Source organism: Xylanibacillus composti, from assembly GCF_018403685.1.
In the GTDB taxonomy this organism is placed as follows: Bacteria; Bacillota; Bacilli; order Paenibacillales; family K13; genus Xylanibacillus; species Xylanibacillus composti.
This window is the reverse complement of sequence record NZ_BOVK01000025.1, coordinates 29,799-42,179: the sequence shown is the minus strand read 5'-3', so window position 1 is coordinate 42,179 and position 12,381 is coordinate 29,799. Positions and strand designations below refer to the sequence as shown.

Here is a 12,381-nt window from a genome sequence, read left to right as displayed (position 1 = left end):
CTTGGTGCTACTCTCCTTTTCCCAATAATGTCTGCCTGGCAGCAGCCGGGTAGGTTCTGGCTGTGCTTCGTTTCAGTGTATCGGATTTTGCCTTCAAGCAGAAGAGGGAATAGGCAATCGCGTAAATTTCACCCCCCAATTGGAAGGAGAAAGCTTGCAATGCCAACAAAAGGCTGCCGCAAAACCTGCCTTTCAGCGAGGAATGTTTGCCGGATAGGCAGGTTATGTTATTGCGCGAACAGATTGTGATTGTTCCTCCAGGCGGGGCGGCCGATCGGCTGCTTTGTTCAACCTGCCGCGTTCAACCTGTTTCGTTCGATCTGCCTCGTTCGACCTCCTTTGCTCAAGCTCAAGAAAAAAAGACGGTTAGAGGAAACCATGATGAATTGTTGCTTGATTTCATGTACACTAATAGAGAGAATAGACAGGTTATCATGCAAAGGAAGCGTGAGCGGATGATCATCGGAATCGGTACGGACTTGACCGAAATCGGACGCGTGGCCAAGCTGCTGCAAAGCGGGGGCGGCGTTGCTGCCCGGTTCGTAAACCGGGTTTTGACAGAGGAGGAGCGCAAGCTGCTGGAAGCGCGCGGTGCCCGGAAGCATGAATTTGTGGCTGGGCGATTCGCGGCCAAAGAAGCCGTTGTAAAGGCATTGGGAACAGGGATCGGTGCGGTGACGGGCTTGCAGGACATCGAGGTGGTGGCGGACGAAAGCGGGCGGCCGATTTGCCGCCTGTCCGCAGGCGCTTGGGAAAGGCTGGGGCTGGACCCTGAGCGCGTCCGGGTGCATGTCAGCATTTCCCATACGGATCAGGTAGCGTCGGCGATGGCTGTGGTCGAGCAAGTGGACGCGCCTGCATTGTAGGATGCTGTGTGCTGAAGAGCAGAAGCTTCCGTTGGAGGCTGCTGCTATTTTTTTGTGGCCAGCCATTCGGCCAAGGCCTGGAAATCCTCTTCGCTGAGCACATCCTTGAAGGAGGGCATCAGGTCCCGGCCTTCTCGCACGATGCCGATAATGGCGTCCTTGTCATAGCGGGCGCCGACTTGGCTGAGGTTCGATTGCGGGTTCATGCGGCCTTGCAAGTCGTTGCCGTGACAGGCCAGGCAGCTGGCCTGGTACAAGGTTACGGCCTGGGGAAAGGCATCTTTGTCATCCGCCACCGTATAGCCGCCCGAATCCGCATTGCCGCACCCGCTGAGCAGGGCGAGCGAAACGGCCGCGGCGGCAAGCCAAAGACGTGTTGCTGATCGCATGATTCATTCCTCGCTTTCACTATCGGGATAAAGGAGCGCATTGGATATTTGCTTCCATCATACTTGATCTGTGTGCGCAAGTCCAAAGGAGATGTGTCGATTTGGAGGCTATGCGATGAACAAAAGTCAAAACGCTGGCAGGTTGCCGGGCGTTGTGATGCAGGCAGGCAGGTTGGCATGGGCGCTTGTCTTAGTCATTTTCATATTAACAGCAGTATGGGGGCATTCCTTGTATACGGTTGTACTGGGCGCGCACAGCTGGTCGGACGAGCTGCAGGAGAGCGGCATGCCGGCAGCCGCAGCCGCTTACGCGCGCGCTTACATTTGGGAGCTGGCGGAACTGGACAGGCTGGAGGAGCTTGGCCGATTGGGGGCGCCGCTTGAGCGGCATTTGGAGCGGGTGATAGCCGATTATATCTCAGACCAGTGGATGGCTGGGCAGCTGGACAGGCTGCAGGCAGGCGTGTGGGACGTAATCGAGGGGAAGCGCGAGACTTTGCCCCCGCTCGATGTTTCGGAGTTGAAGGACAAGCTTACGGCGGAAGTGACGAGAGTGATCCCTTATCATATGCTCCAAAGTTTGGGCTGGGAGCTGGCTGTGCCTGAGCGTGTAGATATGATGACGGTGCTGGGGCTCGATCGGGCCGAGCTTGCCGAATGGCGCGCCGCTTATGCGCGTGCGGAACAGATCGTGAAGTGGCTGACCGCGATGAGCATCGTATGGTTGGCGACTGGTTTTGCTTTGCATGAAAGACCGCATGTGTCGCTCGGCTGGATCGGAGGGGGATTGCTGGCAGCTGCTCTGGCGATGGTTGCGCTCCAGGCAGGTGCAGAGCGCGGAAGTACAGAGCTGATCCGCCAGACGTTGGCGGGCGCACTGGCTACAGAGCCCGCCGCGGGCATGCAGCCGTTGTTCCACAGTGCGGCGTATATAGCAGAGAAGTGGCTGCGCGAGACGGTTGTATTGGCAGAGGCATGGGCTTGGCGCATCGCCGCTGCAGGAATCGCTGCCTTGCTGCTTGGCTGGATCGGCCGTCTCCTCCGCAGCCGTTCAACAGCCGAAGGCATGCGGCTCCCGGGGAGTCTTCGTTTCAGTCTGCTGGCGTTAGGCTTTCTTTTTGCGGGAGTAGCGATTGCCGCTATCTTGTGAACTAGCACGCTTGGGAAGGAAGGAACAGGACGATGAAGAAGCAAGACGATACGGTAGAGCAGTCGAAGCGCGAATACTTTGCCGGGCGACTGGTGGAATGGTTCCGCGCCCATCAGCGGGACTTGCCCTGGCGGCGAACCAAGGACCCGTACAAGATATGGGTATCGGAAATCATGCTGCAGCAGACACGCGTGGAGACCGTCATTCCTTATTACGAGAGATTCATGGAGCGCTTCCCTACATTAGAAGCGCTCGCGGAAGCGCCCGAGGAAGATGTCTTGAAGCTTTGGGAGGGTCTCGGCTATTATTCGCGCGCGCGCAACCTGCAGGCCGCCGTTCGCGAGGTGCAGAGCGACTATGGCGGCGTAGTCCCGGATGAGCCGAAGGACATTGCGGCGCTGAAGGGAGTGGGCCCCTATACGGCCGGGGCAATCCTTAGCATTGCGTATGGCAAGCCCGAGCCTGCAGTAGACGGGAATGTGATGCGGGTGCTGTCGCGGTTTTTTCTGCTTCGGGACGATATCGCCAAGCCGGCAACCCGCAAACATATGGAGCGGCTGCTGCGCACCGTCATTCCGCAAGAAGCGGCGGGTGATTTCAATCAGGCATTGATGGAACTGGGGGCAACAATATGTACGCCGCGTTCTCCGCACTGTCTGGTTTGCCCAGTGATGGAGCATTGCGCCGGACGGTTGGCAGGGGAGGAAGAAACGCTGCCGCTGAAGACGAAGGCGAAGCCGCCCCGTGACGAGCGCCGTCTGGCCGCGCTGATCCGCGGCCGGGGCGAGCAAGCCGGCCGCATCTTGATCCGGCGTCGCCCGGATACCGGGCTGCTGGCGCAAATGTGGGAGCTGCCGCATGTGCTGGCGCCTGCGGACCTGCAGCCAGCTGTGGGTGACGCTAATGCTTCGGCAGCAGGCTGGGCGCTCTGTGCGGCTCTCGAAGAGGAGGGGCTGCCGGAGCTTGCCCCATCCGGCATAGTGACCCAGGCTGACCATATTTTCAGCCACATTCACTGGCATATGGAAGTGTACCTCTGTTCTATGGCGGTAATTGAAGGGGCGGCGTTGCCGGATTCCTATCGATGGGTCACACCGGATGAGCTCGAACAACTGGCGTTGCCAAAAATTTTCCACAAGCTTTTATCCTGCCAGGCCTTTCGCTCAGTACTAGAGCCAAATTAAGACGAAAGCTTCACTCCATTTCATGTAAAAAGAGGCTGTCAGCGCAGCGTGGTCTACACGCTTCGCCGACAGCCTCTCGTTATGTGTTAGGGTGTGCCGCCTGAGATTACTTCGTAGCTGCTTCGTAACGCTGGTTCGCTGCTTCCCAGTTAACCACGTTCCAGAAAGCCGCAATGTAATCCGGACGCTTGTTTTGATACTTCAAGTAGTATGCATGCTCCCATACGTCAAGGCCGATGATAGGCGTCAAGCCTTCCATGACCGGGCTGTCTTGGTTAGGAGTGCTGCTTACAACCAGCTTGCCGTTCTTGTCAACGGACAGCCAAGCCCAGCCGCTGCCGAAACGGGTAGCGCCGGCTTTAGCGAAATCTTCCTTGAACTTGTCAAAGCCGCCAAGCTCGTTATTGATGGCTTCAGCAAGCGCGCCAACTGGTTGGCCACCGCCGTTAGGGCCGATGATTTCCCAGAAGAGGGAGTGGTTGGCATGGCCGCCGCCGTTGTTGCGGACAGCGGTGCGGATCGCTTCCGGTACGCTGTTCAGATCTGCGATCAGATCGTTGATATCCTTCGCTGCGAGATCGTCATGTCCTTCCAGTGCAGCGTTCAGGTTGTTCACGTACGTTTGATGGTGACGATCATGGTGGATCATCATCGTTTGCTCGTCGATGTGCGGCTCCAATGCGTTGTTCGGGTAAGGCAGTGCAGGTAATTGATATGCCATTTGAAGAAAAACCTCCCTTGGAAAATTGTTCACCAATTATTATCCACGATTTTCGGTAATAAATCAACTTTTATGTATAGAAAATCAGATCCCGCCCCGCCGCTCGATTTCTTCAATAATTTGGTGGTGAATAGCGTTCCCTTGAGCGTTCAGCCAAGGGGACAAGTCGCTGAAAATTTCGTGCTGGCGAGCCAGCTCTTCTCTTTCCCATTCTTGCAGGCTGACTGTCTGCAGTTCTTGCATGCTGCGGCCTTGGGTCATGGTCCCCCCTCCTTTCATTTGATCCAGGATGCTTGTACTTACCAGGTTCCATGGCAGGCATCAGTCCCGAGGTGACACCATGCAGCCGCGTCTAGTTGCCGGCCGCTGCTCGGATGAGGCTGGTTGGCAAACGTCATTAGTATGCGATGAAGGGACAAAAATATACATGAGTTGACAAGGCAGAGAGGCAAATGGAAGCCCGCGCATGGGAAATAGACTGGTTTTTGGGGGATTTTGGGCGCTAGAAATTGGGTGATTTCATGATGCTGGAATGTAAGCGCTTAAATTTAAGCGTTTTCAAGAGAAAATGAGAGAATATGAAGGATTTTTTAAGATTTTTATAGGAATTTGTCATCGAATTGTCGTATAATAGAGAAACCGAATTCAATAGTCACGGGGGAAACCAGATGTTCGTTCGCGCATTTCAATTATCTGACTACGCACCTGTTTCAGCATTGTTGAATGAAGTTTTGTCCGAGGAATGTTGTGAAGACACGATGGCTGCTCTTGGACGGCAGTTGTATTGGGACAGCGAATTGATTATGGTAGCTGTTCAGGACGATCAGGTAGTAGGCGTCATGATTGGCACCATCGATGAAGGCCGCGGTTATTATTACCGGGTAGCGGTACATCCGGATTATCAGCGCATGGGTATTGGCACCAAGCTGACCACCGCTATGAGAGACAGATTTGAGAAGAGACAAGTCAGCCGCATTATGATCAGCATGGACAAGCATAACGAGATGATTCTCCCTTGGTACGAGTCCTTGGGATATCGCGCGCGGGATTTCTTCCACAGCTTTGAGAAATTGACGATTGTGAACGGGTAGGTAACCAAGGTTGAGCGTTTCTTGCCGGCTTGTTGCCTTGCACGGAATTTGGCATTTCGCATGAATATCGATAGCGTTGCTTTTGGATCTTATTACTGCGTGTTGACATGCATTTCGGCAAATAGCGTTCAGCTATTCGTCGAAAGTATGCGTGACCGGGCGGGCAGGGAATGAGCGGTCAAAAGTCGACGCTATTTTTTTCTTCCTGGCCTGCCATGCCGCTTAGGAGACACGAGGCATCATGCCGGGCTGTTATTCCGATTGCTGCCGCATTGTTCCGCAATTGCCGGGTGTCTGGTCAGCTCGGTTGATAGAAGGGGAGCGGTGACTCCGGGCGAGTTCATTACCTACTACTATAAATTTATGGTAGGAAAGTTACTGTTTCGGGGGATTCGAGTGTGAGACGTCAGCTTTATTACCCTTTTACTATTATTAGAGGAAGCTGACGTGATTATTAATGGTAATTAGGTTATAAACTAGCTGAATGAGAGCAAAAACCTCGACAATGATTGAGTTTACTACCATTAATAAATAGTAGGAGTACCATTAGTTGCATTGGGCAAGGTTTAGCTGCTCATACGCCAATAAAAGTCTCTCCGCAAAGCTTCACTTCGCGGGTATGATGGCCTCGGGCCCCGAAAAAGGATTCGGCATACGCTGCAGCGCTTTGCTTCACTTTTTTGGGTGCAAGGGTTTCTGTCGGGCCCCGCGGAAGTACCGGAATGACTGCGAGGCAGCGCTTCACTTTCGCGGGCGCATTGCATATCTTTTTGCCGTTGCAATCGGCGGGAAGATATGCTTTTCTATTAATAAGCCAAGTTTGGGAAAGGAAAGCGTCATGAGACCTTACACGTCTTATCAAATCAAAAGCTTCAAACACGACGGGCATCTGCACCGCACCTGGCTCGTGAATTGGCGCATTCCACCGGAAATGCTGGATCCCGAGTACCGGGACATGTATGTGTTCATTAACTGCCACACCCGCATCATTGAGGCGGACGGCAAGGAGTGGACGAGCCGGGTTCCGGGAATTTCATTTTTTATCCCGCAATGCTGGTACAATATTGTAGCGCTGCTTGAAGAGGGCGGCGTGCGGTATTATTGCAATATCGCTTCACCGCCTTATCACGACCAAGCGAACCATACGATGACCTACATTGATTATGATTTGGATGTGGTTGTCTGGCCGAGTGGCGAAACACAGCTGCTGGATGAGCATGAATATGAGATTCACAAGAGACAATATCATTATTCATCGACGGTGGAAGACAAGGTGCAGAGCGGATTGCAGGCGCTCCGTGCCCATATCGCTTCGGGGAATCCACCGTTTGGCGACAATCGCTTGCAGGAGTACTATCGGGTGTGGCGAACTTATTTCCCAGAGGTGCCGGAATGAATGAACAAGTGAAAGAAAAAAGAGGATTGCCAGACCCCGGCTCGAAGCTGATGCGCGAGCTGTGGGATTGGGGCAAATCGATCGTAGCAGCTTTGCTGATTGTGATGTTTGTCCATCAATTCGTGTTCAGCCTGTCTATAGTAGAAGGGCAATCGATGGAGCCTACGCTGCAAAATGAGGAGCGGCTGTTCGTCAATCGCGCCCTGTATTATTGGAGCGAGCCCGACCGCGGCGACATCGTGGTGCTGAAGGATCCGCGGGAAAACAGCGACCTGCTGCTGGTCAAACGAGTGATTGGCGTGCCGGGCGATACGATTGAAGTGAAGGATGGACGACTTTATGTCAATGATGAGGTGTATTATGAATCGTATGTTGACACCATGATTGAAGACGGGGATGTAGCGAAAACCGTAGTGCCGGAAGGAGAATACTTTGTTATGGGAGACAACCGGCATCGGAGCGGCAGCTTGGACAGCCGGATTTTCGGTTCTGTACAGAAAAAGAGCATCATTGGCAGAGCGGAGTTTATCGTGTGGCCGATCACACATATAGGAGGCCTCTAATGAAAGAAGTGACGATCTATACAGACGGCGCCTGCTCCGGAAACCCCGGTCCCGGAGGGTGGGGCGCTATTCTTATGTATGGAGAGCATCAGAAGGAGCTTTCCGGCGCAGAGAAGCATACGACGAACAACCGGATGGAAATTCGGGCGGTGGTCGAGGCGCTGTCCCGTCTGAAGGAGCCTTGCCGCGTTAAGGTTTACAGCGATTCCGCCTATGTGGTGAATTGTTTTCAGCAGAAGTGGCATGTGAATTGGGAGAAGCGGGGATGGAAGAACAGCAAGAACCAGCCCGTGGAAAATCAAGATCTGTGGAAAGCGCTGCTGGAGGCAATGAAACCCCATCAAGTCGAGTATATTAAGGTCAAAGGACACAGTGACAACCCCTGGAACAACCGATGTGACGAGCTTGCCGTTAGAGCATACAAGCAATTGGCCCATTCCTGATCAGACAGCCGCAGAGAAGAAATGACGAGTGAAAGGAGGGGGAGTCATGGCGGAATGGCAAAGCCGGGATTGGCAGGCGTTAAAGGAGGAGCTGCGGGCGAAAGCGCCGGAGCTTGGCATAGACAAGCTCGGATTTGCTTCGGCGGAACCGTTCACGACGCTGAAGGGCATACTGGAGCGGCATCGGGAATTGGGGAGAGAGTCGGGCTTCGAGGAGCCGGATCTGGAGAAGCGAACGAGACCGGAGTTGAGCCATGAGGACCCGAGGTCGATTTTGTCTATTGCGGTGGCCTATCCGTCCAAGATGAAAAACCCTCCCCGCTCAGAGCCAGGCGCCTACCGCGGCATCCTTTCGCGTTCGGCCTGGGGGGAGGACTATCACAAGGTGCTGCGCGACCGCCTGACCAAGCTGGAGGCTTGGATCCAGGATCGCATTCCCGAGGCGCGAACGGTGTCCATGGTCGATACGGGCGCACTCGTCGACCGGGCCGTTGCGGAACGGGCGGGCATTGGCTGGACCGGGAAAAATTGCGCGGTCATTACCCCGGAGTTCGGATCATGGGTGTATTTGGGGGAGTTGATCACCAATCTCCCCTTTCCGCCGGACACGCCGGTGACCGAGCAGTGCGGCGACTGTACCCTTTGCATTGACGCCTGTCCGACTGGCGCATTGGTCGGCCCCGGACAGCTGCATGCAGGAAGCTGTGTCTCCTTCTTGACGCAGACGAAGGAGTCCGTCAGCGACGAGATGAAGAAGAAGATCGGCAATCGCCTCTATGGCTGCGATACGTGCCAGATTGTATGTCCGCATAACAAAGGGAAGCATTGGGATCATCATGAGGAGCTTAGACCCGATCCTGACATTGCGAAGCCGCTGCTCAAGCCGTTGCTCACGCTGAGCAATCGCGAATTCAAAGAGCGTTTCGGGACAAGCGCCGCCGCATGGCGGGGCAAGAAGCCGATTCAGCGCAATGCGGTGATTGCGTTGGGCAACTTCAAGGACCGTACCGCCATTCCGGAACTCATCCGCATCCTGCAGAAGGACGAGCGTCCGGTGCTGCGTGAAACAAGCGCATGGGCGCTAGGCCAGATTGGCGGCACCGAGGCGGAAACGGCACTGAACGAAGCGGCCGGCAAGGAACAGGAGCCGGAAGTGCGTGCAGCCATTCAGCGGGCGCTTGCCAGCATGGCGGCGCAGAAGACCGGGGAAGGGGCTCTGAAGTAAGCTTCTGATGTTGGAGTTTTTATGCGGTAGAGGGAGACATGATTTTTCTGTGGCGGATATGTGGCAAATAGCGAAAAGGCGTTAGCCTGGAAAAGAGAGGGTTGACATGAGATACGTTCATGTGGAGGATATTGAACCGGGTCAGATTTTGGGACGCTCGATCTTTTCGGCAAATGGAAATGTACTGTTATCGGAAAATATTGAGCTTACCGTCTATATGATCAATACGCTGCGAAGGATTGGCGTAGAGATGCTCTATATTAAGGATGAACAGTATGCGGACGTGGAAATCGAGGAGGTCATTTCCGAGGAGACAAAGCGGAAAATGACGAAAAAGCTTGGGGAAATGTTCGATTCGATCCGATCGGGCAAATCGTTCAGCGATCGCAGCCTGAGTGTCGGCATTGACGGGCTGCTCGAGGAAATCATGGCAAACCAGGATGTACTGGTCCAGTTGAGCGATATTCGAACGGAAGACAATCGGCAGTATCTGCACGCGCTGAATGTATGCATGATGTCCGTGATGACAGGAATGAATCTGGGGCTGAACGCCCAACAGCTGAAGGAGCTTGCTATCGGGGCGCTGCTGCACGATGTCGGCAAGGTCGGGATACAGCCGGAACACGATGATCCGAGTACGCGCAACCACCATACCTGGCGAGGCTTCGATATCATTAAGCGGGAGCAGAGCCTGGTTGTCGCCCATATTGCCCTGCAGCATCATGAGGCGCTCGATGGGAGCGGCTCGCCTCGCGGGCTGGAGGAAGGCGAAATTCATCTGTACGCGAAAATTGTCGCTGTTGCCAACATGTACGACAATTTGCTGTTCGAGGAGCAGAATGGCAGGCCCCTTATGCCGCATGAAGCATGCGAACGATTAATGGCATTATCGGGAACGAAGCTGGATCGGGATGTGTTGATTGAGTTTTTGCGCATTGTCTCCATCTATCCGACAGGAATTTCAGTTCGCCTATCCACGAAGGAAACCGGCGTAGTAGTAGGCCAGCACAGAGGCCTTCCCGGCAGGCCGGTCATTCGGGTAGTGAAGCAGGACCGGGATGAGTCGATGGAGGTGAAGGAAGTGGATCTTGCCAAGCAGCCTACTGTCTTCATCGAAGGGGTTCTGTCCTGACAGGGGGCGTATACGGCGCCAGTTTTGGCAGCGGTTATGGGATTGAATCCCCTTATTGAACATGCTATGATGTTTAGGACCAGCCGACCAGTTGATTTGTGAAATGGAGTGAAGAGCATGTGGACCACAGTTATTGTTTCTGTCATTACGCTTATAGTAGGAGCGGTCGCCGGTTTTTTTATCGGCACGATGTATTTGCGCAAGCAAATTGAGAAGATGCAAAGCGATCCGAAAATGCTGCAGCAGATGGCTCGCCAAATGGGCTATAACGTAAACAAGCAGCAATTAAATAAAATGCAGCAGGCTATGAAGCATCAGAAGTTTCCCCGCAGATAAGTGTTCCAGGTTAGTTGGACTGCCATATTGTGCGTACAGGCAGACGTCAAGATAACGAGAATAAGAGAGACAGCTTGATGCGGAAGAGGAGAACAGGAGGGAAGAGAAATGGCGGGGATCAAAGATTACAAGAACAGCAAAGTTACCGGCAATCGGGAATTGATAGAAGGCCACGTTAGGGAAATTCTCCGGCTGATCGGAGAAGATGTCGACCGGGAAGGGCTGCTCGAAACGCCGGCCAGAGTGACGCGGATGTACGAGGAGATTTTTGCGGGCTATGAGGTAGATCCGCGCGATGCGCTCGGCGTTACGTTCGATGAGCAGCACGAGGAGCTTGTTATCGTTAAGGACATTGTCTACTACAGCCAATGCGAGCATCATATGGCGCCGTTCTTCGGCAAGGTGCATATCGGGTATTTGCCAAGCGGCAAGATCGCGGGACTCAGCAAATTTGCTAGGCTCGTAGATGCGGTGACCCGCCGTTTGCAGGTACAAGAACGCATCACGTCCGAGATCGCGGACATTCTTGAGGAAGTGCTGCAGCCGCAAGGCGTGATGGTCATCGTCGAAGGCGAGCATCTGTGCATGTGCGCACGCGGAGTCAAGAAGCCAGGCAGCAAGACCGTCACTTCTGCGGTGCGGGGCCATTTTCGCTCCAATGCGGCGCTGCGCTCAGAGTTTTTGTCTTTGGTGAAGGACTAGTCTTGCACGGATACGCGTTGAGTCACACCGTCCGGTTTGAAACCGGGCGGTTTTTTTTTGGGTTGCTGGAAATTGTGGGAGATTGAGACCAGCCGTGTTCGCCGGTTCGCAGGCGGGCGAATTAAATGCAGGTAGTTTCCTGCATTTCGCATGCAGCTGACTGATGCCTGCGGAGGTCACGCCCGCCCGCCGCGGAACGGCTGCCTACCAAATTTTGTGTCCAGGCAGGCGTCGACATCGAAAGCTTAGGTAGACAGATTGCCGCTCTGTTGGTTATACTAGATGTAACACGGTTTCATTACGTGAAACGAACGGAGGCCACTGGGAAAACGGGGGATTGCCGTGGAAGAGGGAAAAGTGACGGTCCGCGCGGTTGAGCGGGCATTGGATATATTGCTTTGCTTCACGGATGCGAATGAATTGACTTTGACAGAAATTGCTATGCGTGTAGGCCTGCACAAGAGCACGGCTTACCGGCTGCTCGCTTCCTTGGAGCATAAGGGTTTCGTTATCCGCGACGCAGAAAGCGAGAAATACCGGCTCGGCTTCCGGCTGTGGGAGCTCTCGGCGAATTTGTCCCAGGCGGATGATCCGGCGATTGTACTGCTGCCGGAGATGGAACGGCTGCGCGATATCATTGGCGAGACGATCAGCCTGTATGTGCGGGACGGCCATGAGCGAATTCGGATACAGGCCGTGCAGAGCAGCCAGGCCATTCGCAGGGTAGCGCCAGTAGGCGTGCGGCTGCCGCTGTATGTGGGCGCCTCCAGCAAGGTGCTGGTGGCGTATGCGGACGCTGTGGACCGCGAGAGCCTGTTCAACAGCCCGACCTGGCCGCAATCCATCGATAGGAATGCCTATGAGCGGCAGCTGCTCGACATACGCGCTTCGGGCTTTGCGACAAGCGTAGAGGAACGGGAGCAGGGAGCGGCGGCTGTAGCGGCTCCGATCCTTAATCGATCGGGCAGGCTGGTTGCGGCGCTGTCCGTATCAGGGCCGGCCAATCGCCTGACCGTGGACAAGATGAAGGAGCATGCGGAAGTGATCAAGGAAGCTGCGGTCCGCATGGGCAAGATGGTAAAGTAAAGGGACGATCCCCCTGCCATGGAAATGGCGGGAACGGATCGTCCCTTTTCGTATGCCGGGCCGGGCGCGCGCCCGATCCGGCTGTTATGCAGATGCT

Annotated in this window: 15 protein-coding genes; 12 read left to right on the top strand and 3 right to left on the bottom strand. The window is 54.6% G+C overall.

Features of this window, described 5'->3' with window-relative positions; genetic code table 11:
• The first annotated feature begins 455 nt into the window (after positions 1 to 455).
• Positions 456 to 866: a holo-ACP synthase gene (gene acpS / locus XYCOK13_RS10020; protein ID WP_213412008.1), complete on the top strand. Its 411-nt coding sequence runs from the start codon at positions 456 to 458 to the stop codon at positions 864 to 866.
• Between the two features lie 44 nt (positions 867 to 910).
• On the opposite strand, the gene XYCOK13_RS10015 is transcribed toward acpS, so the two are convergent.
• Positions 911 to 1,255: a c-type cytochrome gene (locus XYCOK13_RS10015; RefSeq protein ID WP_213412007.1), complete on the bottom strand. Its 345-nt coding sequence runs from the start codon at positions 1,253 to 1,255 to the stop codon at positions 911 to 913.
• Between the two features lie 115 nt (positions 1,256 to 1,370).
• Here XYCOK13_RS10015 and XYCOK13_RS10010 point away from each other — a divergent pair, with 115 nt between their 5' ends.
• Both XYCOK13_RS10010 and mutY read left to right on the top strand, forming a co-directional pair.
• Positions 1,371 to 2,405, top strand: coding sequence for a hypothetical protein (locus XYCOK13_RS10010; protein ID WP_213412006.1), 1,035 nt, complete (start codon positions 1,371 to 1,373; stop codon positions 2,403 to 2,405).
• A 32-nt stretch (positions 2,406 to 2,437) separates the two neighbouring features.
• Positions 2,438 to 3,589 carry an A/G-specific adenine glycosylase gene (gene mutY, locus XYCOK13_RS10005; protein WP_213412005.1) on the top strand — a complete coding sequence of 384 codons (1,152 nt, stop codon included), beginning with the start codon at positions 2,438 to 2,440 and terminating at the stop codon, positions 3,587 to 3,589.
• 106 nt (positions 3,590 to 3,695) lie between these two features.
• Here the strand turns inward: mutY and XYCOK13_RS10000 are convergent, their stop codons facing one another.
• Complete coding sequence (locus XYCOK13_RS10000) at positions 3,696 to 4,310, bottom strand: superoxide dismutase (RefSeq protein ID WP_213412004.1); 615 nt, start codon at positions 4,308 to 4,310, stop codon at positions 3,696 to 3,698.
• An 84-nt stretch (positions 4,311 to 4,394) separates the two neighbouring features.
• Positions 4,395 to 4,571: a mother cell protein YfhS gene (gene yfhS / locus XYCOK13_RS09995; protein WP_213412003.1), complete on the bottom strand. Its 177-nt coding sequence runs from the start codon at positions 4,569 to 4,571 to the stop codon at positions 4,395 to 4,397.
• 407 nt (positions 4,572 to 4,978) lie between these two features.
• Here yfhS and XYCOK13_RS09990 point away from each other — a divergent pair, with 407 nt between their 5' ends.
• From XYCOK13_RS09990 to XYCOK13_RS09950, 9 genes are all read left to right on the top strand, one after another.
• Positions 4,979 to 5,401 carry a GNAT family N-acetyltransferase gene (locus tag XYCOK13_RS09990; RefSeq protein ID WP_213412002.1) on the top strand — a complete coding sequence of 141 codons (423 nt, stop codon included), beginning with the start codon at positions 4,979 to 4,981 and terminating at the stop codon, positions 5,399 to 5,401.
• A gap of 838 nt (positions 5,402 to 6,239) precedes the next feature.
• A complete protein-coding gene (locus tag XYCOK13_RS09985; protein ID WP_213412001.1) occupies positions 6,240 to 6,797 on the top strand; it encodes a DUF402 domain-containing protein in 558 nt (185 codons plus the stop codon).
• Complete coding sequence (lepB, locus tag XYCOK13_RS09980) at positions 6,794 to 7,360, top strand: signal peptidase I (protein WP_213412000.1); 567 nt, start codon at positions 6,794 to 6,796, stop codon at positions 7,358 to 7,360. Before XYCOK13_RS09985 ends, lepB begins: the two co-directional genes overlap by 4 nt.
• A complete protein-coding gene (rnhA, locus tag XYCOK13_RS09975; RefSeq protein ID WP_213411999.1) occupies positions 7,360 to 7,803 on the top strand; it encodes a ribonuclease HI in 444 nt (147 codons plus the stop codon). The genes lepB and rnhA overlap by 1 nt, the downstream gene beginning before the upstream one ends.
• Positions 7,804 to 7,849: 46 nt before the next feature.
• A complete protein-coding gene (queG, locus tag XYCOK13_RS09970) occupies positions 7,850 to 9,028 on the top strand; it encodes a tRNA epoxyqueuosine(34) reductase QueG (protein ID WP_213411998.1) in 1,179 nt (392 codons plus the stop codon).
• Positions 9,029 to 9,134: 106 nt separating this feature from the next.
• Positions 9,135 to 10,160 (top strand): HD-GYP domain-containing protein, encoded by a 1,026-nt coding sequence (locus tag XYCOK13_RS09965; RefSeq protein ID WP_213411997.1) that lies wholly within the window; start codon positions 9,135 to 9,137, stop codon positions 10,158 to 10,160.
• A gap of 117 nt (positions 10,161 to 10,277) precedes the next feature.
• Entirely contained in the window at positions 10,278 to 10,496 is a 219-nt protein-coding gene (locus XYCOK13_RS09960; protein WP_213411996.1) for a YneF family protein, read from the top strand.
• 108 nt (positions 10,497 to 10,604) lie between these two features.
• Complete coding sequence (folE, locus tag XYCOK13_RS09955) at positions 10,605 to 11,198, top strand: GTP cyclohydrolase I FolE (protein ID WP_213411995.1); 594 nt, start codon at positions 10,605 to 10,607, stop codon at positions 11,196 to 11,198.
• Between the two features lie 342 nt (positions 11,199 to 11,540).
• Positions 11,541 to 12,284, top strand: a complete 744-nt coding sequence (locus XYCOK13_RS09950) for an IclR family transcriptional regulator (RefSeq protein ID WP_213411994.1) — start codon at positions 11,541 to 11,543, stop codon at positions 12,282 to 12,284.
• Positions 12,285 to 12,381: the final 97 nt, after the last annotated feature.

What these genes read in the sequence shown, in the direction of transcription:
- acpS (WP_213412008.1), top strand. Translation starts at nt 456, where the DNA reads ATGATCATCGGAATCGGTACGGACTTGACCGAAATCGGACGCGTGGCC.
- XYCOK13_RS10015 (WP_213412007.1), bottom strand. Translation starts at nt 1,255, where the DNA reads ATGCGATCAGCAACACGTCTTTGGCTTGCCGCCGCGGCCGTTTCGCTC.
- XYCOK13_RS10010 (WP_213412006.1), top strand. Translation starts at nt 1,371, where the DNA reads ATGAACAAAAGTCAAAACGCTGGCAGGTTGCCGGGCGTTGTGATGCAG.
- mutY (WP_213412005.1), top strand. Translation starts at nt 2,438, where the DNA reads ATGAAGAAGCAAGACGATACGGTAGAGCAGTCGAAGCGCGAATACTTT.
- XYCOK13_RS10000 (WP_213412004.1), bottom strand. Translation starts at nt 4,310, where the DNA reads ATGGCATATCAATTACCTGCACTGCCTTACCCGAACAACGCATTGGAG.
- yfhS (WP_213412003.1), bottom strand. Translation starts at nt 4,571, where the DNA reads ATGACCCAAGGCCGCAGCATGCAAGAACTGCAGACAGTCAGCCTGCAA.
- XYCOK13_RS09990 (WP_213412002.1), top strand. Translation starts at nt 4,979, where the DNA reads ATGTTCGTTCGCGCATTTCAATTATCTGACTACGCACCTGTTTCAGCA.
- XYCOK13_RS09985 (WP_213412001.1), top strand. Translation starts at nt 6,240, where the DNA reads ATGAGACCTTACACGTCTTATCAAATCAAAAGCTTCAAACACGACGGG.
- lepB (WP_213412000.1), top strand. Translation starts at nt 6,794, where the DNA reads ATGAATGAACAAGTGAAAGAAAAAAGAGGATTGCCAGACCCCGGCTCG.
- rnhA (WP_213411999.1), top strand. Translation starts at nt 7,360, where the DNA reads ATGAAAGAAGTGACGATCTATACAGACGGCGCCTGCTCCGGAAACCCC.
- queG (WP_213411998.1), top strand. Translation starts at nt 7,850, where the DNA reads ATGGCGGAATGGCAAAGCCGGGATTGGCAGGCGTTAAAGGAGGAGCTG.
- XYCOK13_RS09965 (WP_213411997.1), top strand. Translation starts at nt 9,135, where the DNA reads ATGAGATACGTTCATGTGGAGGATATTGAACCGGGTCAGATTTTGGGA.
- XYCOK13_RS09960 (WP_213411996.1), top strand. Translation starts at nt 10,278, where the DNA reads ATGTGGACCACAGTTATTGTTTCTGTCATTACGCTTATAGTAGGAGCG.
- folE (WP_213411995.1), top strand. Translation starts at nt 10,605, where the DNA reads ATGGCGGGGATCAAAGATTACAAGAACAGCAAAGTTACCGGCAATCGG.